The 26,237-nt window shown below is 62.0% G+C and carries 24 protein-coding genes; all 24 read right to left on the bottom strand.

What is annotated here, in order from left to right; all coding sequences use genetic code 11:
- Positions 1 to 130: 130 nt before the first annotated feature.
- The 24 genes from BLW25_RS22305 to BLW25_RS22190 all read right to left on the bottom strand — a co-directional run bounded on the left by BLW25_RS22305 (position 131) and on the right by BLW25_RS22190 (position 26,214).
- Positions 131 to 1,108: a LysR family transcriptional regulator gene (locus tag BLW25_RS22305; RefSeq protein ID WP_092904280.1), complete on the bottom strand. Its 978-nt coding sequence runs from the start codon at positions 1,106 to 1,108 to the stop codon at positions 131 to 133.
- 357 nt (positions 1,109 to 1,465) lie between these two features.
- On the bottom strand, positions 1,466 to 2,170 hold the full coding sequence (locus tag BLW25_RS22300; protein ID WP_216279489.1) for a TRAP transporter large permease subunit: 705 nt from the start codon (positions 2,168 to 2,170) through the stop codon (positions 1,466 to 1,468).
- Positions 2,171 to 2,450: 280 nt separating this feature from the next.
- Positions 2,451 to 2,918 (bottom strand): TAXI family TRAP transporter solute-binding subunit, encoded by a 468-nt coding sequence (locus BLW25_RS22295; RefSeq protein ID WP_253188623.1) that lies wholly within the window; start codon positions 2,916 to 2,918, stop codon positions 2,451 to 2,453.
- Positions 2,919 to 3,151: 233 nt separating this feature from the next.
- Positions 3,152 to 3,748, bottom strand: a complete 597-nt coding sequence (locus BLW25_RS22290) for a dihydroxyacetone kinase subunit L (protein ID WP_092904278.1) — start codon at positions 3,746 to 3,748, stop codon at positions 3,152 to 3,154.
- The gene (locus tag BLW25_RS22285; protein WP_092904276.1) at positions 3,745 to 4,743 is read right to left on the bottom strand and encodes a dihydroxyacetone kinase subunit DhaK; all 999 of its coding nucleotides are present in this window, start codon (positions 4,741 to 4,743) and stop codon (positions 3,745 to 3,747) included. Before BLW25_RS22285 ends, BLW25_RS22290 begins: the two co-directional genes overlap by 4 nt.
- A 41-nt stretch (positions 4,744 to 4,784) precedes the next feature.
- Positions 4,785 to 5,828 carry an ABC transporter permease gene (locus BLW25_RS22280; protein WP_216279488.1) on the bottom strand — a complete coding sequence of 348 codons (1,044 nt, stop codon included), beginning with the start codon at positions 5,826 to 5,828 and terminating at the stop codon, positions 4,785 to 4,787.
- Positions 5,825 to 7,342: a sugar ABC transporter ATP-binding protein gene (locus BLW25_RS22275; protein WP_092904274.1), complete on the bottom strand. Its 1,518-nt coding sequence runs from the start codon at positions 7,340 to 7,342 to the stop codon at positions 5,825 to 5,827. Before BLW25_RS22275 ends, BLW25_RS22280 begins: the two co-directional genes overlap by 4 nt.
- A 65-nt stretch (positions 7,343 to 7,407) precedes the next feature.
- Entirely contained in the window at positions 7,408 to 8,397 is a 990-nt protein-coding gene (locus BLW25_RS22270) for an autoinducer 2 ABC transporter substrate-binding protein (RefSeq protein ID WP_092904272.1), read from the bottom strand.
- A 27-nt stretch (positions 8,398 to 8,424) separates the two neighbouring features.
- A complete protein-coding gene (locus BLW25_RS22265; RefSeq protein WP_092904270.1) occupies positions 8,425 to 9,921 on the bottom strand; it encodes an FGGY-family carbohydrate kinase in 1,497 nt (498 codons plus the stop codon).
- Positions 9,921 to 11,027 (bottom strand): M20/M25/M40 family metallo-hydrolase, encoded by a 1,107-nt coding sequence (locus BLW25_RS22260; protein WP_092904268.1) that lies wholly within the window; start codon positions 11,025 to 11,027, stop codon positions 9,921 to 9,923. Before BLW25_RS22260 ends, BLW25_RS22265 begins: the two co-directional genes overlap by 1 nt.
- Positions 11,024 to 12,004, bottom strand: coding sequence for an ABC transporter permease (locus BLW25_RS22255; RefSeq protein ID WP_092904266.1), 981 nt, complete (start codon positions 12,002 to 12,004; stop codon positions 11,024 to 11,026). Before BLW25_RS22255 ends, BLW25_RS22260 begins: the two co-directional genes overlap by 4 nt.
- A 56-nt stretch (positions 12,005 to 12,060) precedes the next feature.
- On the bottom strand, positions 12,061 to 12,210 hold the full coding sequence (locus BLW25_RS24560) for a hypothetical protein (protein ID WP_171909716.1): 150 nt from the start codon (positions 12,208 to 12,210) through the stop codon (positions 12,061 to 12,063).
- Positions 12,211 to 12,833: 623 nt separating this feature from the next.
- Complete coding sequence (locus BLW25_RS22245) at positions 12,834 to 13,523, bottom strand: GntR family transcriptional regulator (protein ID WP_092904262.1); 690 nt, start codon at positions 13,521 to 13,523, stop codon at positions 12,834 to 12,836.
- A gap of 75 nt (positions 13,524 to 13,598) precedes the next feature.
- Complete coding sequence (locus tag BLW25_RS22240; RefSeq protein ID WP_216279487.1) at positions 13,599 to 14,927, bottom strand: aspartate aminotransferase family protein; 1,329 nt, start codon at positions 14,925 to 14,927, stop codon at positions 13,599 to 13,601.
- Between the two features lie 5 nt (positions 14,928 to 14,932).
- Positions 14,933 to 16,081, bottom strand: a complete 1,149-nt coding sequence (locus BLW25_RS22235; RefSeq protein WP_253188622.1) for a phosphotransferase — start codon at positions 16,079 to 16,081, stop codon at positions 14,933 to 14,935.
- A 46-nt stretch (positions 16,082 to 16,127) separates the two neighbouring features.
- Positions 16,128 to 16,922 (bottom strand): SDR family NAD(P)-dependent oxidoreductase, encoded by a 795-nt coding sequence (locus BLW25_RS22230; protein ID WP_092904260.1) that lies wholly within the window; start codon positions 16,920 to 16,922, stop codon positions 16,128 to 16,130.
- Entirely contained in the window at positions 16,919 to 18,028 is a 1,110-nt protein-coding gene (locus BLW25_RS22225; RefSeq protein ID WP_092904258.1) for an ABC transporter ATP-binding protein, read from the bottom strand. Before BLW25_RS22225 ends, BLW25_RS22230 begins: the two co-directional genes overlap by 4 nt.
- A gap of 13 nt (positions 18,029 to 18,041) precedes the next feature.
- Positions 18,042 to 18,464, bottom strand: a complete 423-nt coding sequence (locus BLW25_RS22220; protein WP_092904256.1) for a diol dehydratase small subunit — start codon at positions 18,462 to 18,464, stop codon at positions 18,042 to 18,044.
- Positions 18,461 to 20,740 (bottom strand): propanediol/glycerol family dehydratase large subunit, encoded by a 2,280-nt coding sequence (locus BLW25_RS22215; RefSeq protein WP_092904254.1) that lies wholly within the window; start codon positions 20,738 to 20,740, stop codon positions 18,461 to 18,463. Before BLW25_RS22215 ends, BLW25_RS22220 begins: the two co-directional genes overlap by 4 nt.
- A complete protein-coding gene (locus BLW25_RS22210; RefSeq protein WP_171909715.1) occupies positions 20,737 to 21,630 on the bottom strand; it encodes a carbohydrate ABC transporter permease in 894 nt (297 codons plus the stop codon). The genes BLW25_RS22215 and BLW25_RS22210 overlap by 4 nt, the downstream gene beginning before the upstream one ends.
- A 75-nt stretch (positions 21,631 to 21,705) precedes the next feature.
- Positions 21,706 to 23,007 (bottom strand): extracellular solute-binding protein, encoded by a 1,302-nt coding sequence (locus BLW25_RS22205; protein ID WP_092904250.1) that lies wholly within the window; start codon positions 23,005 to 23,007, stop codon positions 21,706 to 21,708.
- Positions 23,008 to 23,060: 53 nt separating this feature from the next.
- On the bottom strand, positions 23,061 to 23,882 hold the full coding sequence (locus tag BLW25_RS22200; protein WP_092904248.1) for a carbohydrate ABC transporter permease: 822 nt from the start codon (positions 23,880 to 23,882) through the stop codon (positions 23,061 to 23,063).
- Between the two features lie 200 nt (positions 23,883 to 24,082).
- Positions 24,083 to 24,733, bottom strand: coding sequence for an HAD family hydrolase (locus BLW25_RS22195; RefSeq protein ID WP_092904246.1), 651 nt, complete (start codon positions 24,731 to 24,733; stop codon positions 24,083 to 24,085).
- Entirely contained in the window at positions 24,730 to 26,214 is a 1,485-nt protein-coding gene (locus BLW25_RS22190; protein WP_092904244.1) for an FGGY-family carbohydrate kinase, read from the bottom strand. The genes BLW25_RS22195 and BLW25_RS22190 overlap by 4 nt, the downstream gene beginning before the upstream one ends.
- Positions 26,215 to 26,237: the final 23 nt, after the last annotated feature.

Below are 26,237 nucleotides of genomic sequence, written 5' to 3'. Positions count from 1 at the left end.
CTGGCACCCCTCAGGCAGGCGCGCCGGTTCTCCTCAAGCATAAAGGGTCAGCCGGTTCGCTCAAATACTTATTACGACTTTGTTGATAGATATTTCGTATCAATAGCGCCAGGGGAGGAGCCGGCCCTGATCAGATAATCCCTGCCGGCAGTTTTGCGGCATGGGTCGGGGCCGCCCTGCCGGGGCTTCCGCCCGGAGGTTTTCCGGCACTGACGGAACCTGGGCGGGCAAGGGCCCGGCCTGACGCCTGATCGCGGATCGCATCCATGATCGACATGACGGCCGGGCTGCTGGCCGCTGTCTCAGGAAAGACCGCGTGCAGCGTGCTGACGGCCGTCAGATCCGGTGGGCACAGGACAGCGACCCCCCTCGTCACGGCGGCCACGCTTTCCGGAACGAGGCTGTAGCCGCAACCGGCCGAAACCAGCGCGACCATCGTCAGGGTGGAGCCCACGACCTGCGACACTTCGGGCGAGAAACCGGCGGTCATGCAGGCCCCCATGACGGCATCGAAATAGCCCGGTCCGATATCGCGGGAAAAGAACACAAAAGGTTCGACGGCCAAATCTGCCAGCCGCAGCGTCGGATCTCCGACCCGGGGATGATCCTCGGCCAGCACAAGGACGAGACGGTCAACCGACACTTCTTCCGTCACAAAGCCCGGCGCGCGCCAGGGGCCCCGGATCAGGGCGACATCCAGTTCGCCTTCCAGCAACATCTCGCCCTGGCGCACCGAATTCGCCTCGGTCAGACGAAGCTCGGTTTCGGGCCAGGCCTCGCGGAACCCTTTCAGGATCGCCGGCAGCAGCACCGAGGACGAGCTGACAAAGCCGAGGCGGAGCGTCTCTCCCTCGGCCCGCTGCACGGCCCCGAAAGCGATCTCGGCTGCCTTAAGCGCGCGCCGCGCATGGGGAAGGAGCCGGCGCCCTGCCGGGGTCAGCCTGACCCCTTTGGTGTCACGGTTGAACAGCGCCTGCCCGACATAGTCCTCAAGCTGGCGGATCTGCTGGGACAAGGGCGGCTGCGAGATATGCAGCTTTTGCGCTGCATTGCGGAAATGCAGCTCCTCCGCGACGGCGACGAAATATCTAAGCTGACGCAGATCCATATTTCATCAACTCCCTTGCGGCAGAATATGAGATGGGCGGGGACGCAAAGTTTCTGGCTGCCCCGGTGAAGGCGATGACTATAGGGCCGGATCCGGGCGCCAGCCACCTGAGGTCCCGGAACCATGTTCTCTTCTTCTTCGCTTGCATAGCGTTAACCTGCTAAAGGTTGCCCGCATCGCAAAACTGGACCCGATCTGCCCGGAACAGTCACGCCTGTGACAGATTTCTCATGCGGCGTGACGCCCGCCCTGATGGGCGCGCTCACTGACGATAGCCTTCCCCGAAATTCCACCCGGAAACGCCTTGCGATCCGCCTGCGGGAGGGATGACAGGTTCGGGGCTGTGCCCCTGACGCCTCAGGAAGGCAGCCTGCCGCAGTGCCGGCGGAACAGCGGGCGCAGGAAGATCGGCAGGAAGATCGCCGTGCCGATGATGGTGGTGACGATCTCGGGGGCGACCAGCAAGACGGCGGCAATCGCGAGACGCCAGCGCTCCCACATGTAAAGACGGTCGGTCAGATAGTCCGGGAAAGCCGCCGTGGTGGGGCCGCCGGTCCCCATCAGGATACAGACGATTGCGGTCAGCAAGAGCGCCAACAGCAGCGTCAGGCCCTCGGGTGTCATGATCCCGACCGTGGCTGCCGCCGCCCCTGCCGCCAGCGCATATTTCGCGGCGACCACAAAGGCCGAAAAGACATCGCCAATCGTCATCCGGTCGCGCGGATTGACGAGGCCGATGATGATGCAGAAGGTGATGCCCCAGAAGGCGGCAAGGTAAGGCGTATTGCCGTTCGTCAGCACACCGAAAAGGTGCATGAAGGCCGACACCAGTGCCGCGATCATGATATGGGTATAGGGGATGCCGAGGAATTCGATCCTCAGGAAGGCGGCGGCAAAGTGGCGCTGATAGCCGTCCCGCACCAACGTGGGAATGGTCAGCGCACCGGTTGTGACCGCATTTGCAATCGACGAGCCGGTAATCGTTCGCATCATCGCCGATGAGAGCACCGCGACCTTCGCCGACCCGCCGGCATAGCGCCCGGCAATAAAACGTGGCGGCATCAATGAACAGCTGGCCAAACCCCATCCGGGCCGCCAGGCCGCCTGCGAATTTCCCCGGCTCGCGGAACCGCATTTCGGGGTTGAACTTCTCTTCCAGCGCGCAGGCTTCTGCCTCATCAGGCCGGATGTCGCGGGGCACTGCCGCCCCTTGTCTTTGCGGATCGCTCATCGGAACACTTTCTGTTCTGGAGGTTGGCACGGAAAGACGAAAAGCCGAAAGGTCGGGGCGCCGTGTGCAGAGGGGGCGGGGCTTTCACCACTCCGCCCACGGTTTCATCCTTCAGCACAGCTCACTCAGCGGCGGGGATCTCGGGCCCTGCCTCGCGGCAGAACCTTTCGGCGCCCGGATGCAGCGGAATGCCAACGCCATCCAGCGCATGAACCGGCACGATTTCCTTGCCTTTGGCGTGACCCGCATCCTGAAACCCCGTGAGTTCTTACTCCAGAGGGCCCTGGTGATCCAGAGCGAGCCCACCGCCAGCGTTGCCACGTCCTGATCAACACCCTGACAGGTGCCTGCCGGAATGGTGTTCGGCGCAAAGAAACCATAGTCTTTCAACACAGCCCCGGCCTCTGGGCCGGTCAGCGAAACCTTCCTACCGCTGAGGTCAGCGACCGCATTGCCCCCCGAGCCAGCCCGCGCCACCAGGTGGATCGAGCCCGGGTAAAGGTTTGAGATGGCATACAGTGCGGCTACCGGCTCCTGGCCGTCGAAAACGCCGGTGCCGGTCCAGGCGCAACAGGCCACGTCAGATTGCGAAAAGCCCGATTCAATCGCGCCGCCCCTGTCGCCGGAGACCGAGTGGACAGCCCTCAGGATTTGTCGGATCCGGAGCAGACTGCATGCTGACGACCTTGCCCCAGAGCGTCTCAGCGACCCGTGGAGAGGGCATCCGCAACCGCGCCAGCTCAACCCGCGCTATACCAGTACAATCGAACGCCCACGAAACCGGCCGCCGCGCAGGGTGCTGCGCCCCGGGCCTAAGCGGGATGCAAGCCTTCTAGGATCCGCTGAAACGCCAGCTGGCCGGGATCGGGAAGTCCGACAGAACGCTCTCCAAACATCCGGGCCCGGCCGAGAAGACAGGGCCGGGACCGAAAAGCTTCGACGACCTCGCCTGCGCTGGTTGCTGCGACGCGCGCCATCTGCTCAGGTGGCACCCCCACTAGCGAGCTCGCCACTGCGTCGAGACTGTCCAGCACCGTCTTGTCACCCAGATTGCCCTTACCGCGCGCCATCATCGCGTCCCGTCCCCCTCCGACGAGGTCCGCAATCCGGGCGGGATCAAGGCTGTCAGAGCCTTTCAGCTCTTTCGCTGCCGACATAAATCCAGTTGCAATCAGCGTGCCATAGGAAGAGGACGACACCCGCTGAAAGGCCTTTGCCACTTCCAGAAGGGCGAGGCCGAAATCAGCCGGGAGATCAATCCGCGCCGCCTCGGCAAAGCCATTGGTGACGGTGATCCCCAGATCGCCGTCACCAAGTTCGCCATCAGCGCGGCAAAGCTCATCCGAAAAGCCGGCGGTATAGGCTGCCACCCGCTCCAGCCCCGCTTTCAGATCGGCAACCGTAATCATGCGACGCTCCAGAAGGCACAATGCGCCGGCGCCTTCAGCCAGCGCTCCAGATCCGCGTCCAGTTTAAGTACCGTCAGTGTCATGCCCGTCATCTCCATCGAGGTGGCGTAACGCCCGATCAGCAGCCCGGCTACAGTCACGCCAAGAGCGTCAAGCCTGGCACTGAGACGGCGGTAAAGGATGTAAAGCTCCTCCTGCGGGGTCGCACCCAGCGAATTGACCAGAAGCGCGATGCGCGCCCCCGCTTCAAGCGGCTGATCAGAAACCAGCTGGTCCAGCATCTCATCGGCGATCTCGTCGGCGGTTTTGATGGCCGAGCGGTAAATGCCGCGCTCGCCATGAATGCCCATGCCCATTTCCATCTCATTCTCGCCCAGCTCGAAAGTGGGTTTGCCATGCTGCGGAATGATGCAGGGCGTCAGCGCCATGCCGATCGACACGAGATTGTCGGCGGCCTTTTGTGCAGCGGCGGTCACGCCTGCGAGGTCAAGCCCTTCATCCGCAGCGGCTCCGGCGATCTTGAAGGCGAAAACCATGCCTCCGACACCACGGCGCTTTGCAGCCTCGCTCCTCGGGGCCGAAACCACGTCATCGGTCAGAAGAACGGTCGATGTGGAAATGTCATTCTCCAGATCGACCATCTCGCAGGCCATGTCGAAATTCATCACATCGCCACCATAATTGCCGTAGAGGCAGAGCACGCCTTTGCCGCGATCGGCAAGCCGGATCGCCTCGGCCATCTGTTCCGCTGAAGGGCTGGCGAAGACATCCCCGACCGCGCAGGCTGAAAGAAACCCCTCGCCGACATAGCCGGTGAAAACCGGCAGATGGCCCGAGCCCCCCCCCGAGACGATGCCGACCTGGCCCTCGGCCGCGCCGCGCGCCCGCGCCACCACCCGGCGCGACGGCTGGGCATAGATGTCCGGATGGGCGAGGATCATGCCCTCAAGCATCTCATCAACGTAATGCGCGGCCTGGTTCAGGATTTTCTTCATCGTGGCGTCCTCCCGGGGTCTGTGGTTCTGGTTTTTCTTCGTCACGCCCGGCTGCGGATGCTGCGCGCCTGCCAGCGCTCCATCGCGATGGGCAGTGCTGTGCCGATGATGATCAGGGCGCCGACCACCACTTTCTGCCAATAGGATGGCACACCCACCATCAGAAGGCTGGTATTGATCATGGTGATGACCAGAACGCCCAGCATCGTACCGACCACCGTGCCGTAGCCGCCCGTTATCCGCGCGCCACCTAACACGACAGCTGCGATGACATTCAGTTCCTGCCCGACCAGATCGAAAGGGTTCGCCATACGGGCCAGCGTCATATGGGTTATCCCGGCAATCCCGGCAATCGCCCCTGCCATCACGAAGACAGCAACCTTGACCCCCGCCACATTGATCCCAAGCCGCCGCGCGCCTTCCTCTGAACCGCCGATCGCGTAGACCTTGCGGCCAAATATTGTGAATCGCAGAATCAGCCCGACCAGAACCGACACAGCTGCGAGAGCCCAGAAGGCCTTTGGCAGCGAGACCATCTGGCCCATCTCATTCTCGATCCGCACAATATTCGATCGTGCAAAGCTGACCACTTCGCGCGGCATATTGGTGACATAGACGGTGCCAAGGAAGGTCAGAAGCGCACCGCGGATCAGGCTCATAGTGCCCAGCGTCACAATCAGCGTGTTCAGCCCGAACCCACCAACCAGAATTCCGTTTATCAGGCCGAGCAGCGCCCCGATCAGTGCCCCCATCGCAAACCAGGCCCAGATCGACAGGCCGGGATCGATGGCCATGATGAGTTTTGCGGTTGCATACATCGCAAAGGCGCCGATGGCCGTGCACGAGACGTCAATCCCCCCGGCGCAGAGCACCAGCATCACGCCGATGGCGAAAATTCCGGTCACCAGCCCGTTGCGCGTGATGTCGATCAGCGTGGCTGCGGAAAAAAAGGCCGGGTTCAGGGCACCCAGAAACAGCGCCAGAGCCAGCGCCATTGCCATGACCACCCCCTGGGGCGAGCGCAGGGTTTGGGTCAGAATGACTGTCATATTTCCCATCGTTTTTCCTGCCGGATCAGCGGTCATGCGGCGCTCTCCCCTTGCGGATGATCGGCAGTGACGGCGGCATAGATTTCGTCTTCAGTGACGGATTCAGCATCGAAAGTGGCGGTCAGGCGGCCCCCGGTCATGACCCTGATACAATCGGACAGCGCCATGGCCTCGTAAATGTCATCGGTCACCACCAATACCGCACAGTCCTGACGCGACAGCGCCAGCACCAGTTCATGGATGGCCCGTTTCGAGCCGACATCTACGCCGACAGTTGGCCCGTTCAGGATCAGCAGCTTCGGGTCGGTTTCCATCCACCGTGCCAGAACCACCTTCTGCGCATTGCCGCCCGAAAGGGTCGAAATACTCGGTCCCGGCCCGGGCGCGCGGACCGAGAGTCGCCGGATCGCGTTGTTTGTGCGGGCTGCCATGGATCTGAGGCTGAGGAACGGGCCGCGCAGGTCATGTTCCATCGTTGCCACGCCGAAATTGTCCCGGATCGGCTGGTCGGCGAACAGGGCCTCGGTCAGCCGGTCTTCGGGAACATAGGCGATACCGCGCGCCATGGCATCTTGCGCGGAGCGCAGGCGGATCACCCCGGATGCGTCCTCAATCGTGCCACTGTCGGGCTGCAACAAACCAAACAGGGACAGGGCCAGCGGCGTGCGCCCCGAGCCGAGCAGGCCGACAATCGAGGTGATCTCGCCAGGATGCAGATCAAGATCCACCCCCTCATAATCGCCCCGGCGCGTCAGACCGCGCAACCGCAGAACCGGGGCCGCTGCAGCGACCGGGCTCCGCGCCAGGCGCTGGCTGTCGATGGGGCGCCCCGACATCGCTTCGACAAGGCCGGCTGGCCGGAATGCCGTGATTGGCCCCGCGACAACCGCCTTGCCGTCGCGCAGCACCGTGACCGTATCGCAGACTGCGAAAACCTCTTCGATCTTGTGAGACACGAAAAGAAAGGCAACGCCATCGGCCTTCAGCTGGCGCACGATCCCGAACAGCTGCGCCACTTCGGCCCGGGTCAGGGCGGTGGTCGGCTCGTCCATCACGATGATGCGCGCCTCGTTTGCCAGCGCCCGGGCAATGGCGACGACCTGTTTTTCGGCCACGGGAATTTCTTCCAGCACCCGGTCGGGATCAAGGCTGACGCCCATCCGTTCCAGGACCTCCAGCGCCAGAGCCCTGCTCCGACGCGCCGAATAGACCTTTGCCCCCGACGAAAGCGCTGACAGGAAAGAGATGTTTTCATGGACCGTCAGATTGGGCAGCAGCGAGAAATCCTGCCAGATCACCGAAAGACCCATCGCAATCGCCGCGCGCGCGCCCTTTGGTGCGCGCTTGCCATCGAACAATACCTCCCCCGCATCGGCGGCAATGACCCCCGAGAGGATCTTGATCAGGGTTGATTTGCCCGACCCGTTCTCGCCGGCAAGACAACGCACTTCACCCGGCCAGAGCGTGAAGCCGACCCCTTCCAGCACCGGGATCGGCCCATAGGCCTTGGCAAGGTTTCGCAGGTCCAGCAGGGGAACGGGTGAGGGCATGGAAATATCCCGAAGAGCGCAGCGCGTGCCCTGCCCGGACCAAACCGGGCAGGGCATGAAACGGATCAGAAGTTGTAATCGCCCATATTCGCCGAGGTCACATCTTCCCATGCCTGGCCATAGATCACATGGCCATCAACCTTAACGTCATTATAGCCCGGGATCCCCAGGTCATCGCCGGTTTTGACCTCCTGCCCCTCGATCGCCATGACCGCCAGCTTGTTCATCGCTTCGCCGGCCTTGGCCGGATCCCAGAATGAAATCATGCTGATGGTGCCTGCCTCGAGATAGGGGCCGGAAACAGATACCAGCGAGGTGCCGACAATGGTCACCTTGCCTTCAAGCCCGGCTTCTTCAACCGCGAGGGCGGCGCCAACCACATCCTCACCGGCCGACCCCTGGATGCCCTTGAGGTTCGGATAGGTGCGCAGCAATTCCTTGGTTTTGGCATAAGCGGTCTGCTGCTGTTCGTTCGATTCCACCTTGCCGCCGACCAGCGTCATTTTCGGATAATGGGCCTCCTGATAGGCGATGGCGGCATCGACCCATTCATTATGGGTTTTTGCGGTCAGATGGCCGACGAACACGGCATATTCGCCTTCCTCGCCCATACCTTCGGCCAGCGCCTTCATCAGATGCTCGCCGTAAGCGCCATTGTCGAAGGCCTCGATATCCCAGGTGACATTCTGCAGCGAGGAAGCCTCGTGGCCGATCACCTTGATCCCGGCATCGAGCGCCTTTTTCAGGACCGGCTCCAGCGCCTCGGGCGAATTCGGCACCACGGTGATTGCGTCAACGCCGCGCGCGATCAGATCCTCGATCATCTGAACCTGCAACGCGGCATCGGCCGAAACCGGGCCAATCGTGGTGGCATTATGGCCAGAGGCTTCTTTGAAGCCGGCCACGCCCTCGGCCATGCGGTTGAACCAGGCGATGCCTTCCAGCTTCACCACGGTCACGATCTCATAGCTTTTGGTTTCGGCCAGCGCCGGGCCGGCGAGACATGTCGCGCCAAGCGCCAGTGCCAGAGCGCCTTTGCGGATGGAAAAACTCATATCGTCCTCCTCTGTTTTGTTTATTTTTCAGTTTTTGCCACCGGCCAGCAGCGGCCGGGTGCTGTGGTAAAGTCTTTGGAAACGCGCTGCACCGTCGTGGTAAAGCTGTGTCAGATCAGAATCAGGTGTCAGCATGCGCGCGCTCGGGTTCCAGCGCGTGATATCGCGGGGAGCGACCATGCCGACCCCGACCGCAGCGAGAAAGGCATCGCCATAGGCTGCACCGGTCGAGCGGGCGCGGATCGTCTGCTCCCGTCCCGTGATATCCGAGATCCCCTGCGCCCAGATCGAATTGCGGGTGCCGCCCCCCACCGCAATCACCTCGGTGATGCGCGCGCCTGCCGCGTTATAGGTATCGAGGATCTGGGCGATGCCATAGCCAACCCCTTCCAGCAGGGCCCGATAGAGATCACCGCGCTGATGGGAGAGGTCGAGCCCGAAAATAACCCCTTTCGCCGCCGCATCATGGATCGGCGTGCGCTCGCCCGAGAAATAGGGCAGCATCAACAGGCCCCGCGCGCCGGGGGGTGAGGCTGCCGCCTCGGCGCTGAGCACCGCAAAAACCTCTGTCTCGGGCAAATCGCGGGCGAACTGGCTGACAAACCAGCGCGTGAGCGTGCCCGCAGTGGCGGTTCCCGACATCAGCGCGTGCTGGCCCGGGAAAAGCCAGGGCGCATACCAGAGGTGCGGGTCCGCAATTCTCTCGTCGGTCACGAGGATCAGGAACATTGACGACCCATACATGAGCATCATCTGACCGGAATCCTGCACGCCCACAGAAACCGCCTCGGCGGCGGCGTCGATTGTTCCTGCGATCACCGGCGTGCCTTTGGCAAGGCCCGTCAGCTGCGCGGCCTCAGAAGAGATATGTCCGGCGATATCGGTGGCCCAGGTCAGCGCGGGCAAAAGCGCGGCCGGCGCGATCAGATCATCGTAATCACGCGTCCAGGACTGGCTTTCGATGTCATAATAGGGATGATAGCTGGAGGCAGAATAATGGTCGATCACCACTCTCCCCGTCAGCCGGAACACGAGCCAGGTGGTCGAATTCATGATGTATTTCGTGCGCGCGAAAATCTCGGGCCGGTTGCGTTTCAGCCAGAGCATCTTGGGCCCGACCGATTGCGAGGTCAGACCATTGCCGGTGCGCCGCAACAGCGTTTCGACGCCGATTTCCGCCGTCAGCTCTGCGATCTCCCGGCTGGCGCGGGTGTCGACGCCGTAAAGCACACCATTCATCAGCGCGACGCCCGCCGCGTCGACCGGCAACATGCAGGGGCCGATTCCCGAGATGCCGACCGCGGCAATCTCTTTCGGATCAACGGCACTTTTTGCCAGCAACTCCCGCGTCAGCGTGACAAAGCCCTGCCACCAGTCGGCCTCGGCATCATGTTCAGCGTAGCCCGGCTCAGGGACCTGCATGTCATGGCGACGCGCAGCCTCGGCCATCACCCGCCCTCTCTCATCGACAAGGCATCCTTTCGCCTCATAGGTGCCGATATCAATGCCGAGCGTATAGCGCATCAGGTCACCAGATCACGGTCGAGACTGAAATCACCTGCCATGCGCGCAATGGCCGCACTGACCAGCCGGGTCAGTTGTGAAAGGTCACGCAAGTCGCACAATTCCAGCGAGGTATGGGTGTAGCGACAGGGAAAACACATATCAATGCAGGCGACGCCGGTGCCGACCAGCTGCACATAAGAGCTGTCGGTAAGAGCGCCGGTATGGGCGGTACGCTGCAGGGGGATACCTTCGGCGGCGGCAGTCTCATCCATCAGTTTCGGAAGCGCCGGATGGGGGATGGTGCCGTTCAGCGTGCCCCGCCCGTGAAAGGAATACAGTGCCATTGCCGGGCCACCGCCCAGGACGACCTCTCCGCGGCTGGTCATGTCCGGCGTGTCCGAGTTCAACGCGAGGTCAATCTGAATCGCCACATCGGGCCGCAGCCCCTGGGCTGCCACCATCGCGCCACGCAGGTTGAATTCTTCCAGCACGGCAAAGACGAAATGCACCGTCGGGCGCTGAGCAGCCGGCAGTTCCGCCAGGGCCGCCGCCGCAGCCATCACCACCGCGCAGCCTGCACGATCATCAATCCAGGTGCCCGCAACGCGGTGCTCGTTCAGATGCACCACCCGGGGCGTATAAACCACCGGCGTGCCGATCCGGATCCCGAGCGCTTCGACAGCGCCCGCACTTTCGGCGCCGATATCAATGAAAAGATCCGCATAGGGCGTGACCTTGTATTTCTCATCTGCCGGGGTCGCGTGGTGCGATTTATTGGCGATGATGCCATGCACATCGCGCCCCTCACCCACGCAGAACGTGACCAGCTGCGCCGGAAGCGCTTTCTCGGGAATGCCGCCAAGCCGCTCGATGCGGATCAGCCCGTTCGCTTCAATCTTGCGGGTCACGAAACCGAGGCTGTCCATATGGGTAAACAGCATCACCGAAGGTGCGGTGTCGGCGCCCGGCAGCGTACAGATCAGATTGCCCAGCATATCGACCGAGACCTGCAATGGCAGATGCGCAAGCTGCCCGGTGATATGGCGGCGGACCCGGTCCTCATGCCCGGCGAGGCCCGGGATCAGCATCAGCGCTTCGAGTGACTGGCGAAGAGAGTCGATCATATCCGTTTTTTCCGCATGAAAAGAGGGCCGAGGCCCAGATTGCCGGCCATCCAGCGCCCCAGCATCACCGCCACCAGCAGGCCGCCATAGAAGAGGTCGCGCGAATAGGCGCTGAAGGCCATAAAGTTCAGACCGCTTGAGATCAGCTGCAATGTCAGCACCGCCAGCACCACTCCGATCACGGTGCCACGGCCGCCATTGGGATCCACCCCGGCCAGCACATTGATCAGGATCACAAGAAGCAGATAAGAGCTGCCGTAATCGGGATTGGCCGAGCTGACCCGCGCCAGCACAACCAGCCCGGCCAGAGCCGCGATACCGCCGCAGATAGCATAGGTCAGCACAAGGGTTGTCGTCTCGGAAATGCCGGCGAAGCGGGCGGCAGTTGCATTGGCACCGTAAAGTCTGCCACGCAGTCCAAGCCGCGTCCGCGCCAGCACAAGTCCCAGCACCAGGGCCACGCCTGCGAAGATGACCAGCGGCAGCGGCAGGATCCCGAAGACCGACCATGTCCCCAAAGCGGCATACCAAGCCGGCAGCCCCGTCAGCGACGGGCCGCCCGTTATGACGATAGCGATGCCGCCAAACAGCTGCATGGTGCCCAGTGTCGCAAGGATCGCGGGCAGCCTGAGCCATGAGATCAGGAGCCCGTTGACCGCACCGCAGCACAGCCCCGTGAGGATCGTTACCGGTATGGCGACTGACGCCGCAACGCCGCCTTCACGCAGCAGAACCGCGCAGATCACCGCGCTCAGATTGGCGACGGCCACGACAGAAAGATCGATCCCTCCGGCAATCATTGCAGGCAGAATTGCCAGGGCCAGCAGCCCGAATTCCGGGAACTGGAACCCCATCGAGGAGAGATTGTTGAAGGAAAGATAGCCCGGCGCGGCCAGTGACAACGCGACGAAAATCCCGACCGCCAGCGCTGCGAGGCCGTACAGATAGCTGGTTGTCGTATCGCGTCTTACGTCCATCGTCTCTCCCCGGTATGGTCTGCCTGAACGTCAGCCCAGGCTGGCTCTCACGATCCTCATGAAGTCATTGCACTCTCCGGATCGTCGGCATTGACATCTGCTGCCTGCAAAGCCTCCGGATCGCAGGCGACCCCTTTGACGATCCCCTTTGTCACCGCCGCCTCATCATAAAGCCGGACCCCCGGCAAAGGCTTCAGGTGGACCATGGCAGTCACCGGTTTCGTGCCCGGAAGCAATTTTGCGAAGTTTGACATAGCTGCCCGCATGGCAATCTAAACATGCCGCGAAAATTGCGCCCCGGGCAAACCTGCCCTGCCTCTCTCTCGATGATAATCCCCCTGCAACCCTGTTTGCGGGTCTGGAGAAAAGGCTAATGGATGGCCTCGACAAGCGTCAACAGGATTCGAACACAATCGAAAAAGAATTCTGTGCCGACATCTGTGACGATCAGAGATTCTCGTTGAATTCTGCCGGTAACTTCATGGCCATCTGTATGGAAATTTTCATACATCAATGATTTTGCTGATGAAAAGTAGTTTATGGGCAAAATCGTGGCAACCGGAGGCATCTTGCGGCATTAAACATTATCGAACATATCAAACAAAATGTTTCACCCGATATGCCAGAAATTCCACCTGCCTCTGCCCCTGCCACGTGGTCAGAGGCCGTGAATGCGATGAACAAACGGAAGCACCCCGGACCAGCGCCACTCCGGGGCTAGGCCGCAGGCCAGGCTCTGCCGCCTAAACTCCTGTGGCACGGCCCCGGGCGCGCAACGCGCCGAAAGGCCCGGCCGCCGAACCGACAATCTGTTAAGGCGATGACCGGCTCAGGGCCGGCCTTTCGGGGCACCGGTATCCTCGGCATAGATCAGATGGGTTGCCAGCACTTCGGCGGCGTCCCCTATGTCCTTCACCAGCGCTGCGGCGATCGCGTCGGGGTCCTGTCTGCGCAGTGCCGAGATCATCTGGCCATGTTCTTCATTAGCGATGACATGGAAGCGCCCTTCATCCGCGAGACGGTTCAGCCAGGGGCCGGTCCGCAACCAGCACAGCCCGATCATCTGCTGAAGGAATGGCTGCTTCGCGCTCTCGTAGATCAGAAAATGGAAGCTCTGATTATCCGCCAGATAGTCGGAAAAACGGCCCTCGGCGATTGAAGCGAACATGCGTTCGTTCAACACTTCCAGCTTTGTACAAAGCTCTGCACTGGCATGGGACAGCGCAGCCTCACCGGCCAGAGGTTCCAGGCGCAGGCGGATCGCGGTGATCTCGGCAAACCGGGCACGCGTCATGACCGGCACCTGCACCGTGCGGTTGGCGGCAAGTTCCAGCGCCCCTTCGGCGATCAGGCGCTGCAGGGCCTCCCGGACCGGAGTGGCCGAAATGCCGAGGCTCGCCCCCAGACCACGGATGGTTACGGATTGTCCGGGGGTGAAGCGCCCCATAAGAAGCGCATTTCGCAAAGCCGAATAGGCCTGCTCGTGCAAGGGTTCGGCGGTCAGTTGGGCAAAATCCATTTTGCTATCTTTCAGGCACTTTGACCGAAACTATCAGTTTCCCCTGCACGGCGCGAGCCTGCTGCCAGCCAGGCCTCAGGCGGCGGCAACCGCGGCACTGATTGCCTCAAGAAACCGAGTCGCTTCGGGCTTTTGCAACACCAGTGGCGGGCGGATCTTGAGAATGTTCGCGCCGGGTCCGGTGGCGCTGATCAGCACACCATTGCGCCGCAGATGGTTGACGATATGGCCCGCTAGCCGGGCATTCGGTTTGTTCGTGCTCTGGCTCTCGACACATTCCATCGCCAGAAACAGCCCCGCGCCCCGCACGTCACCGATATCGTCGCGTCCGCGTACAATCTCGGAAAGCCCCCGCTTCAGAAAGGCCCCGATCTCGCGCGCGTTTTGCTGAAGCCCTTCGGTTTCGATCACATCAAGCACCGCCATTCCGGCAGCACTGGCCACCGGATTTCCCCCGAACGTGTTGAAATACCTGGCTTTCTCGCCGAATTCCGCGACGACTTCCGGGCGGATAGCCGCGCCTGCAACGGGGAAACCATTGCCCATTGGCTTGCCCATCGTTACGATATCAGGCGTGATGCCATGCCGCTGAAAGCCCCAGAAACGATCCCCCGTGCGGGCAAAGCCAGGTTGCACCTCATCGGCGATGAAGAGCCCGCCTTCGGCGCGGATCAGATCGGCGGCCGGTTTCAGAAAGCCCGCCGGATCGGGGTAGAGCCCGTCACTTGAGAAGATCGTGTCGACGATGAAAGCCGCGGGCTCGATCCCGTCAGCGCGCATTTCTGCGATGGCTTTCGCCAGATCCGCCGCCAGTTTCGCCCCCTGTTCGGCGGGCGGGACAAACAGAGCATTGGGCGCATCGATCAGGCGCACCCTCGCGCCCCTTTTAACGAAGCCACCCAGCGAGGGAGAGAATTCCGATACCGACTCGGTCAGCCCGTGATAGGCCAGCCGGGTCACGATCACCCCCTGGCGCCCGGTGTAAGACCGCGCGATACGCAGTGCGAGGTCATTGGCTTCTGACCCGGTGCAGGTGAACATCATATGGCCCAGCTCGGGGGGCATGGTGGCAAGCAGCCTCTCGGCATAGCTGACCACGCCCTCATGCAGGTAGCGGGTATGGGTGTTGAGCGTGGCAAGCTGGCGGCTGATCGCCTCAACCACTTTTGGATGGGAATGGCCGACAGAGGCCACATTATTATAGGCGTCAAGCCAGGCATTGCCTTGGGCGTCGTAAAGCCAGACCCCCTCGCCCCGCACAAGGTGGAGCGGTTCTTCATAGAACAGGCGGTAAGCCGGCCCAAGCGCTTTGCCGCGCCGCTGGATCAGCGCACGATCCTCAGGGGCAAGACCAGCGGTCCGCGTCGGATCAAAAGCATTTACCATGGTGGTATCGGGTTTCATCCGGGTCACTCCGTCGTTTTTGCAGGCAGGGCGGCGCGCAGCAGCCGCGCGGTTTCATCGGCGCCGATGTGATCGATCGCATCAAGTCCGCGCAGCGAGGCGGCCGCGTTCCTCAGGATATAGGGCGCATTTTCGGGATAGCGGGCCGCGCGCCAGGAGGTAACGGCCAGCGTGGTGACATGGCGCATCCGGATCAGATCGGGGAGCAGCGCGATCTCTTCCTCTTCTGGCATCAGAACCGAGGCATAGCCCGCAACCATATCCGCGACCCGCGCAAGCGGCGCGGGACCCTCGGTGATATTATAGGAGCAGGCGACCGCCAGATCACAGGCCAGCGGCGTATGAACCATATCGCCGAAGTCAATGATCCCGGTCGGGATATTGGCCTCAACTCCGTCGACAACCAGATTGTGGGGGTTGAAATCATTGTGCACGACCCAGGCCCGCAGATGCGGCAGGCGCGGGGCGATCTCAGCCTCAAACCGATCGAGATGGGCGCCAAGCCGGTCGCGCAACGCGGTATCGCTGACCGCGGACAGCATCGGGCGCAGGCTGGCCGCCTGTTTAATGTCCCATTGCAGGACATGACCCGCGGCGGGATGGAAAAAGCCGCGCATCCCTTTGCTCAACCGCCCCAGCAGCGCGCCTATGCGGTAGTGCAGATCCGGGCCGGGCGTTGCGGCATGCAGCATTGTGCCGTCAAGCCATGTCAGCAGCCGCACGATATGCTGCTGCCCAGAAGGGCCGGTGACAATGTCCCAGGCCTCACCGTTCAGCGTCTGACAGATCCGTTGCACCGGCAGGTCGGGATCAATCACTGCCAGATGCATCAGCGCCGCCGTCTGCATCGCGGTGACACTGCGGTCCTCGCTGGCATTGGTGATCTTCAACAGCGCCTGAGTGCCACAGGCCAGGCTGACATGAAAATTGGAATCCCGCTCGGATGACAGGCTGCGGAACTGGCCGGCAATGCCGAAGGTCCGCAAGGCGATCTCTTCGGCCTGGGTGATGGAAATGCCGGGCGGGTCCTGCGAAAGCAGTAAATTGGCGTCTGCCGCGCGGGCATCCGGTGCCAGAGCGGGATCGGTGGTCATCCTGAAGGGCGGCAAGCCGCCATGCGCCAGGCTGGCGCTGAGGTCGGACGGGATCTGCACGTCTTTATCCTTGTTCCTGTCTTCGGTAGCGGCCCCCCGGGGCGGCTTACACAGAGGAATTGCTGCCACCGGCGAGGCATTCGCCGCCATCCGCCACAAGGGCATGGCCGGTGATGAAAGAAGAACGGTCCGAGCACAGGAAAAGGATCGCTTCGGCGATTTCTTCCACCCGTCCGAACCGGCCCATCGGCACCAGGGTGCCGACCACCTTCTCCAGCGCAGCCCGTCCGCCAAGCTGTGCCTCATAGGGGCCATTGAAGGGGGTATCCACCCAGCCCGGGCAAAGCGCATTCACCCGGATGCCATCTTTGGCGTAATCCAGTGCGATCTGCTTTGTCATCGTAATGACGGCGGATTTGGTGGTGATATAGGCAAGCATGCCCTTGTCGAGGAACACCCCCGCATTCGAGGCCGTGTTCAGGATCACGCCGCCGCCTTGCGCGCGCATATGCGGCAGCGCCGCCTTGCAGGCCGCAAACTGTGCAACGACATTGATCTCATAGCTTTTGCGCATCTCCTGCGCGCCGATATCCTCCATCGCGCCCGCGATCTGGATGCCGGCGTGATTGTGCAGGATGTTCAACGCGCCCCGATCAGCGACCAGCGCTGCAAAAACCGAGGTGATTGACGCTTCATCCGCCACATCAAGCGCGGCAGACCCCGCCTCGCCCCCGGCGTCCCTGATCCGTGCGGCCGTCGCAGCCGCAGCAGAAGCGTCGCGATCCGTCACCATGACGAAGGCGCCGTTTGCTGCAAGAATTTCTGCCGATGCCGCCCCAATCCCAGATCCGGCGGCGGTCACCAGGGCGGTCTTGCCGTCCAGAAGCCTTTGCGTGGTCATGCTTTTTCCCCCTCACCCTTGGCGGGCTCCCGCAGGCTGCGCTCGGATGCGGCATCAAACAGATGGATTGCGCCGGTATCGGCAAAGAAGCTGCGGCTCTCGCCACGGGCAGGGGCGGTTCCGGGGGCCAGCCGCAGGGTCACCTCCTGGCCCGCGAGATCGCCGATCACATAGACCTCGGCACCGCAGGGTTCGATCAGCGAGGCCGTGACCTGGAAAGCCGGCCAGTCCGCCTGAAGCGGCGCAAGGTGGAAGGCTTCGGGACGAATCCCAAGCAGAACCTTGCGGCCCGTCTCGCCGCGCAGATGGGCAAAACCGGCGGGAAGGGCGAAGGAGGGCCCGGCCCCGACGCGGATTTCACCGCCGGTCAGTTCAGCGGGCAGCAGGTTCATTGCCGGCGACCCGATGAATTTCGCGACGAATGTGCTGGCCGGGCGATTGTAAAGCGTATCGGGGCTGCCGATCTGTTCGATCTTGCCGGCCCGCATCGCGACAATGCGGTCGGCAAGTGTCATGGCCTCGATCTGGTCATGGGTGACATAGATCACCGTCTGTTTTTCTTCGAGATGCATCCGCTTGATCTCGGCCCGCATCGAGGTGCGCAGTTGCGCATCCAGATTGGAGAGCGGCTCATCGAAGAGATAGACCGCCGGTTCGCGCACCATAGCGCGGCCCATGGCAACCCGCTGACGCTGACCGCCCGACAGTTCACGCGGCTTGCGGTTCAGAAGGTGGTCGATATGCAGGAGCTTTGCCGCACGCGCCACCTGATCGGTGATCTTTGCCGCCGGAACTTTCGCAAGCTTCAGGCTGAAGCCCATATTTTCAGCCGCCGTCATATGCGGGTAAAGCGCGTAAGACTGGAAAACCATCGCGATGTCACGGTTCTTTGGTGACAGATGCGTCACATCCCGCGCCCCGATGCGGATTTCCCCTGCCGTTGTCGGCTCCAGCCCTGCGATCATGCGCAAAAGCGTGGTCTTGCCGCAGCCCGAGGGGCCGACCAATACGACGAATTCCCCGTCTTCGATCTTCAGATCGAGATCGCGGATGATGTCATGGGTCCCGAAACTTTTGGCGAGTCGGACGACTTCTACCTCTGCCATAGCCCTGTCCTTCCTAGAATCTTTTGGTGAAAAGGCCGCGTTTCTCGCCGATTTCGGCGGCCTCTTCGATCAGCGCCGCAATCAGGGGCGCATTGAAACTGTCGCGCATCAGCTGCGCGCGGGCGCGCAACTCAGCTGCGGAGCCGGCCCTGCCAGGGCGCAGCAGCTCGTAGGTGTCGAGCAGCATTTCCTGTGGCACAGCGGTCAGCTCGGCCGCGCGCTCAAAGTTCTCGGCCAGTTTATCGCGCCTTGCCGCGCGGGCGATATCCGCCTGAAGCCGCAGCACCTCGGGCGTGATCGCAAGGTCCTGCGGCCCGATCAGCCCCGCCACGGCGGCATCAACGGTGAAGTCATCAAGCCCCAGACCGCCGGGGGTACGCACCAGCTCCGGCGCCTTTTCCGAAAGCGGATAGAGATCAAGTGGAGACTGGCTCATGCGTTGCGCTCCGCGCTGGCGAAAAACATCTCTTCGGGGGCGGCTGTGGGGTCGGTCATCTCGGTCTCGATGGCGTAGAGCAATGCGACACGCGGATGGAACCGCGCTCCAAGTGCCTGGCCGTCATTGGTCACGATGATCGGCTCTGGCAACTCACCCCAGGTCATGCGGCCCGCGTTGCGACCCATTGCGCGATACTGATCAAGGCGGACCAGAGGCGCATTGGAGAAAAGCTCCAGGTTCATATGCGGCAGCCGGTCTTTCTGGTGAATGATCGCTGTACCCTTGGCCTGAATGCCGATGCCGAACCCCGAACCTGCCAGTCGTGCCGCCGTCAGCCCGAGAAATGAGGTATCGGCGGTGTGACGGATGCGGACGACACGCGGCAAGGCCCCGCCTTCGAGAATACCCTTTGTCAGGGCATCCAGCACATCGCTCACGGCGTGGCCGGCGGTGGTCTGGTGCAGCCTTTCCCCGAAGGCCGGAGAGATGCCAATCACCACCTCATGCGGATCACGGCCCGGAGCGGCCTCGCCGATCGGGTAGAACTGCGCGGCGCCCGAGGGGGCCTGGTGGCGGCCCTCGCCAGCGAGGATATGATTGCGGTTGATCGTTCCCCGCACCGCTTTGACGCGGTTCCAGCGGTCTTCGTCCATGCGGTAGCCGGTGCCCGGGCCGGAATAGCGGTTCGGGTCGTTGACGGCCGATACGACGCGCCCGTCGCGCACGATGGCCGAGGTCTGCAGATAGTCACCGCTGACGCGCTGGCGCAGCATGGACATCAGGTTTTCTGCCATCTCACGATGCCCGCGCAGCGCCAGAGCGCGTACCACGTCAATCGCGGTCAGGTCGCGTGCTGCAATGTCCTGGCTGATCTGCAGCGTGCGCAACGGCGAGAATGTCTCTGTTTCATTCGAACCGGAGGCATGGATCACGCTTTCGATCATCTCGGCCCCGGCCTTCGCAAGGCCCAGCTCGTCCAGCACATCTGCCAAAGCCAGGACTGCCTGACGGCGCAGGGCCAGTGCCGTTGTCTCTGCAACCGGCGCAAGCCCGCCATCGGCCTGGAAATCGCGTTGCAGGGTCAGATAGTCCTCCAGTTCTTCGGCATTGAACAAGGAGGGATTGAACGAATTATCATAGGCGCGGATCGAGCCGAACCCCGAGGTGATCAGGTCGGATCCTGCCAGAAGATAGGGCGTGATCTTCGCACCGATCCTGACCTCGGATTCCGAGGTTTTGGTGTCATTCCCGGAGGCGCATTCGAGGCCCAGCCAGACCGCCAGCAGATTTTCTGCCATCAGTTCGCGCACGCCACCGGGCATGGAGGCGGTCAGCGGCGCCCCATCGACGCCACCGTTCTGGGTGCCCTGCACCCCCATGGCGCGTTGCAGACACAGGCAGCGCGCCTCAAGATAAAGGACCGAGCATTTCTCATGAAAGCCCATCAGCAGCTCGGACCCGGCGCCCGACGTGCAGCGCGCCTTGATGCCGCGCGAGGCATAGGCTGCGGTCAGGAAGGTCTTGGACCAGGGCGTGTCATCACCGTCAACAAAGCTGCGCTCAGAGCCGTAGACCGAAACCGTCTCGGCGTAGGTGGCAAGGCCCGCAAGACCGATCTTCAGTTCCTCAGCCTCTTCGATGGAACATTGAAAAAGGGTCGAACCACGCCCCGAAGCTGCGCCTACGGTGCAGGCCAGCGCATTTGCCCATGCATTGCCCGCCACCCGCATCGTCGTCTCGATCTCATCAAAGCCAAGCGCAACAGCAATGGCGCTGTCTGCCGCCAGTTGCAGCGGGTCATCCTTGGCATTGGTCACATGCGCCTGATTGCCGGGGCTGTGGCGCTGGCGCATCTTGGAATAGGCGAAAGTCGCCTCCAGCATCGAAAGCCGCCCGACCACCTCGGCCAGTTTCGCAGGCGTCATGCCGCGGGCCAGCCGCTCCAGCTCTTCGCGCGGCACGTTCACATCGACCAGCATCCGGGCGATCCCGGTGCTGTCGAGTGCCATCGCCTCGGGCGCAACGGCAACATCGAGGTGATGCGCGGCGATGAATGCGTCGAGAATGTCGAAATCCGCAGCCTTGCGGCCATCCATCTCAAGGATCTCGCCTGCCGCACCCAGTACGAGACCCGGCACAGGATCCCAGGGAGAATGGAAGACGGCAAAGCCATGTTCCGGGTTTTCTTCTGAGAAGCTGTCAAGCCGCAGGGGGCGCTGGTCCCATTCCAGCATGCGCTTCCAGCGCGGGGTCTGACCGGCATCCATCTTCATTTCTCTTTCATGATGCGCAGGAGAAGCACGGTCAGGGCCACGACCGCAGCCAGCAGAATGAAGGACACAGCCGCCGCCTGGCCGATATCAAGGAAGCGAAAGCCCAGCCTGTAGGCATAGAAGCTGATCGTTTCGGTGACTTTACCCGGACCGCCCTGGGTCAGCATGTAAATCAGGTCATAGCTCTTCAGCGCGGTGATCAGGCGGATCAGCACCGTCACAAGGATCACCGGCCTGAGCATGGGCAATGTCACATGCCAGAGGATCTGCCAGGAGCTGGCGCCATCAATCCGGGCCGCCTCCACCGGGTCCTGGGGCAGCGATTTAAGCCCGGCATAAAGCATGATCAGCATGAGGGAGGTCTCGTTCCAGATATCAACGAAAACCACTGTCGCAAGGGCAAGATCGGGATCTCCGAACCAGCCCTGTTCGGGAATGCCGACTTGCGACAGTACCCAGTTGATGATGCCCAGATTGGGGTTGAACATCAGCCGGAACATCAGCGCCACCGCGACGGGCGTCATCAGGATCGGCAGCATCAGCACGACCAGATAGAAATTGCGCATCTTCAGCCAGGGCTGGTTCAGAAGCAGTGCAAGCCCGAAGGCGATCAGAAACTCCAGCACGACGACGATCACGGTGAGCTTCATCGTCACCCATGAGACGCCGGCGAATTCCTCGCTCATCATCAGGGTGTAGTTCTCGAACCAGATCAGATCACCCATTCCATAGGTGATGATATATTCGTGCAGGCTGAGCCAGAGCGAGTAAAGCAGCGGCCCCGCCACCACCAGCGCCAGCACGAGGATCGTGGGCGTCATGAAAAGCAGTTTGTAAAAGCCGACAGAGAAGCCGTCGCGGCGGGAACTGTTCGGGGTGGCGCGTGTCATGTCTTCGGGCATCCGTCGCTGGGATCGGGTATCACGGCCCGGCAAAGGCGGGCCGTGACATGTTACAGGTTCCGCTTATTTCAGCAGCGGATCGCCGCGGGTCAGACGCGCGAGCTTGTCTTCCGCATTGGCGATGGCGGTGGCCGGATCGGTGTTATTTGCCAGAACATCGCCCATCACCTCGGCAAAGACCTCGACAAGCTGGGTTGCGCGCGACATCACAGGCAGGCCCTTGGCATGGGCAAGGGCGTCACCGACCGCGCCCATCGCCGGCCAGCGCTCCAGATAGGCGGCATCGTCATAGATCCAGGCCTGGGTCGGCTGTCCGCCCGCCATAGCGCGCTTCATCGCGACATCTTTCGATTCCGCCCATTTGATGAATTCCCACGAGCAGTCGGGATTGGTCGCGTTGGAGGGAATTGCCCAGCCCCAGCCGCCAAGCAGGCTGTCCTTGCCTGGCATCCGCGCAAAGGCCATCTTGTCGACAACCTGGCTTTCCTTCGGATCCTGAAGCGTCGGCATCAGGAAGAGAAACTGGATTGCCATGACGGCTTTATCCTGTTTCAGCGCATTGGCCACATCGTCAAAATTGGCCCCGAGTGCGCCCGGCTGGGCGGCATTCTTCATCAGGTCGGCATAGATCGTCACCGCCTCGATGGCCTCAGGAGAGCTCAGTGCCGGCTCCCAGGTTTCACGGTTGTAGAAATCGCCGCCAAGCGAGAAGAGGTAATTGGTCGCCTCCATCACCACCGGATCGGCGCGCTGACCGGACATTGCGACACCGGCCTTGCCGGTAAACTCGCCCGCCCATTTCGCCAGTTCGGCATATTCCTGCAGGGTCTCGGGCAGGCGCCAGTCACGGCCAAACTTCTCTTTATAGGCTGCCTGGAACTCTGCGCTGTCAGTGATGTCCTTGCGGTAAAGCATCCCCATCGCATATTGCCAGAAGGGCAACATATAGGTGCTGCCCTTAACGTGGCCATTCACCTCCATCAGCGCCGGATAATAGGCCGAGGTATCGACCCCGTCCGCCGCGATCCGGTCATCGAGCGGCAGGATCCAGTTCGCAGTGACAAACTCCCCGGCCCAGTAACTGTCGACCACCAGCACATCATAGGAGCCGGACGAAGCGGTAAGGCTTGGCACCAGCTTTTCATGCATCAGCGAGTAGTTCACCGCTTCCAGATTGAGCTTTGCACCGGAGAGAGCTTCGAATTCAGGCGCGACTTCCAGAAGTGCGGTGCTGTCGGGCACAGTCTCCAGCAGCAGGTTCAGCGTCTTGCCCTGGCAGACGGCGGCCGCATCAGCCAGCGCGCCCGAGGTGGTCAGCAGAAGCGCGGCGGTTATACCGAGCCCGGTTTTCGTCAAACGGGTCATTTCTGTCTCCTTGTTGGTTGTTTCAGGGCTTTGCCCTTGTTTTATTTTGGGGCTCAGCCCTTCACCGCGCCTGAGTTCAGCCCCGAGACGAGGAAACGGCGCATCGCGAAATAGAGGACTGCCATGGGCAGCATGGCGAGGATCGTCGCTGCACTGACCGCGCCGATTGCTGTGCCTTGCTGCGTTACGAGGCTCGAAATAGCGACCGGAAGGGTTTTCGAGTCATTGCCGGAAAGCATCAGTGCAAAGAGAAACTCATTCCAGCTGAGCACGAAGCTGAGGATTGTGGCGGCGCCGATACCAGGCAGAAGGGCCGGCACGATGATCCGGATAAAGGCGGTGAATGGTGTGCATCCATCGATCAGCGCTGCCTCGTCGAGCTCTCGCGGGACGCGCTTCATAAAGCTCATCAGCAGCCAGACCACATAGGGCAGGTTGAAGGCCAGATAGGTGATGATCAGCCCAAGATGGGAATCGGTCAGCCCGATATCTTTGAAGATCAGGAAGAACGGGATCACCAGCACGATGGGTGGCATCATCTGGGTCGCAAGGATGATCACCGGCATTGCCTTGCCGCCAGCCTGGTAGCGGTCGATCGCATATGCCGCCAAAGCCCCGATCACCACCGCCAGCACGGTCGAGGCCAGGGAAATCACCAGGCTGTTAAGGAAGAACGTTCCGAAGTTCATCTCGGAAAGGATGGTCCGATAGTTCTCCAGCGTCGGAACGAAGAAGATTTCCGGGGGCAGCTGATAGGCCACCACCTTATCGGCAAACGAGGTCCTGAGCACCCAAAGCAGCGGCAAAAGCACCACCAGGCTGCAAAACCCGAGGATTGTATGGGTCAGAAGACGCTGGACGAGAGAGGGTTGCATCCGCGATGCCTGTAATTTGTTATAACAGATAACGACCTTGCAAAGAGTCCCGGGGACTTGTCAACTGAAATTCGCAAGACTTGCGCTGGTGAGGAGCAAATTGCCCGCAGTCGCCGCGAAGCGGTTCTGCCAACGGCGAATACCCCCGCCAACAGCGGGGGCCTTGATAAGCGCGGATCAGAACGAGGGTTAAGCCGCGATCAGCGACGCAGACCGGGGATCTGGTTCAATGCGGTGATGCGGTAGTCCGGCTGCAGGTCTCCTGCAGGGTCGGGGTGGCCCGGGGGCAAGAGCAATGCAACACGCATACCGGCACTCTGCGCGGCCCTTATTCCGGTCAGGCTGTCTTCAACTGCAAGAACCTCGCCCGGCGCAACGCCGGCCTGCTCTGCGGCGCGAAGATAGGGATCGGGCGCCGGCTTTCCCTCGCGGACATCGTCAAGCGAGATGGTGCCGCGCATGATCTTGTCGATTTGCAGGGCCGCCAGATTGGCATCCACCACCTCGCGATCAGAATTGGAGGCGCAGACCTGGATCACCCCGAGCGCATCCAGCGCCCGCACCACAGCCACAGCACCGGGAATTTCAGTCAGGCTGCCCGACCCCGCCACATAATTGAGGTTAATTTGCCGGTAGAATCCTGCCTCGGTCAGCCCTTCTTCCAGATCGGCACGAAGGGCCTGCCAGACATCGCGCAGATGGATGCCAACAAATCTGCTTTCCGGCAGAGCGGACAGATCAAGGCCATGCGCCGCACAGGTCGCGAGCAAGGCCCGGTGATGCAGCGGCTCACTGTCGATCAGGGTTCCGTCGATATCCCAGGCAATTGCCTTCCAGGGAAAACCTGTCACGACTGGGACCCGTCCAGTCGGCGATAGAGATCACGGAACGCGGCATAGCCCTCATCATATACTTTGCGATTGGCGGGGTCGGGGGTGAAAAGGCGGTCCTGGCTGGTAAATGCGGTGATCCCACCCCATTCCGCCGCACCAAGCCCCACCGCCGCCGTCCATGCCGCGCCAAGGCAGGAGCCCGGATGCCCGCCAGGCCGGTGCAGCGGTTCCCCGAGCAAATCAGCGACAATTCCCATCCAGACCGAGGATTTCGCGCCGCCATCCGAGACCATGAAGCGCCGCGTCTTATGCCCGATCTCGCGGAAAATCTCGATATGGTGGCGGATCGCATAGGCATAGGATTCAAGGATCGCCCGCCAGATATGGCCCAGATCATGTGACAGCGTCAGCCCGTTCAGGGCGCCACGTGCCGCCGGGTCATGCAGGGGGGTTTTCTCGCCCAGCAGATAGGGCAGGAAGGTAAGCCCCATGGCGCCGGCGGGCCGGTCTGCCGCCAGCGCATCAAGCGCGGCATGACGCGAGCCATCGAGCGGAGCGATCCCGGACGCAAAGGCGTCTGCAAACCAGTTCAGCACTGAACCGCCGGTCGACATGCAGCCATTGGGCATCCAGAGGCCCGGGATCAGGTGGTAATCGAGAAAGAGGCGAGGATCCGGGCTCAGCACATCGGTTGCGGTCAGGATATCCACCGCGCCGCCGAATTTCAGCAATACATCGCCGCCAAAAACCACACCGGCCCCAAGACATGAGGCGATCATATCCGCAGCGCCGCCGATGACGGGGGTGCCCTCGGCAAGGCCTGTTGCCGCCGCTGCGGCAGCTGTAACCTTTCCGAGCACGGCCGAAGAGGCAATCAGCGGCGGAAGCAGATGCGGCGGAATCCCGGTCCGCGCCGCCTGGGAAAGATCGATCCTGCCCGAAGCGACATTGACGATTCCCGCCTCCAGCGCCCAGTTCTGCTCGACCGCCGCGACGCCGGTAAGGCGGAAATTGATATAGTCATAAGAGCCAAGCAGCACCTTTGCCCGGGCCAGAACCTCTGGCTCATGGCGGGCCAGCCAGCGGATCTTGGCACCCACAAGCTGCTGATTGACGCCGCAGCCTGCGGCTTTCAGGAAGTCCGGCTCGTCAATCTCGCGCTTCATCTCCTCGACTTCTGCGCCAGCACGCCCGTCACTTTGCTGGATCGAGCGGCGCAGCACCGCACCCGTCTCATCCAGCAAAACCGTGGCAGGCAGCATTCCGGCCACGCCGATGCCTGCAATCTCAGCACCGGAAATTCCTGCGGTTTCCAGAAGTTCGGGGATCAGATCGCAGCAATTCGCCCACCATTGCGCGGGGTCTTCCTCGGCCCAGCCCGGCTTTTCAGCATAAAGCGTGACAGGGCGCGAGGCGAGCGACAGCACCTTGCCCGCAGTATCCGCGAGGATGCCGATGGTCGAGGTTGTGCCGATATCGAGGCCGAGAAAGACAGTCATTCAGAAGATCCGCTGCGCAGGGT

Source organism: Rhodobacter sp. 24-YEA-8, from assembly GCF_900105075.1.
In the GTDB taxonomy this organism is placed as follows: Bacteria; Pseudomonadota; Alphaproteobacteria; order Rhodobacterales; family Rhodobacteraceae; genus Pseudogemmobacter.
This window is presented reverse-complemented; position numbering and strand designations above follow the sequence as displayed.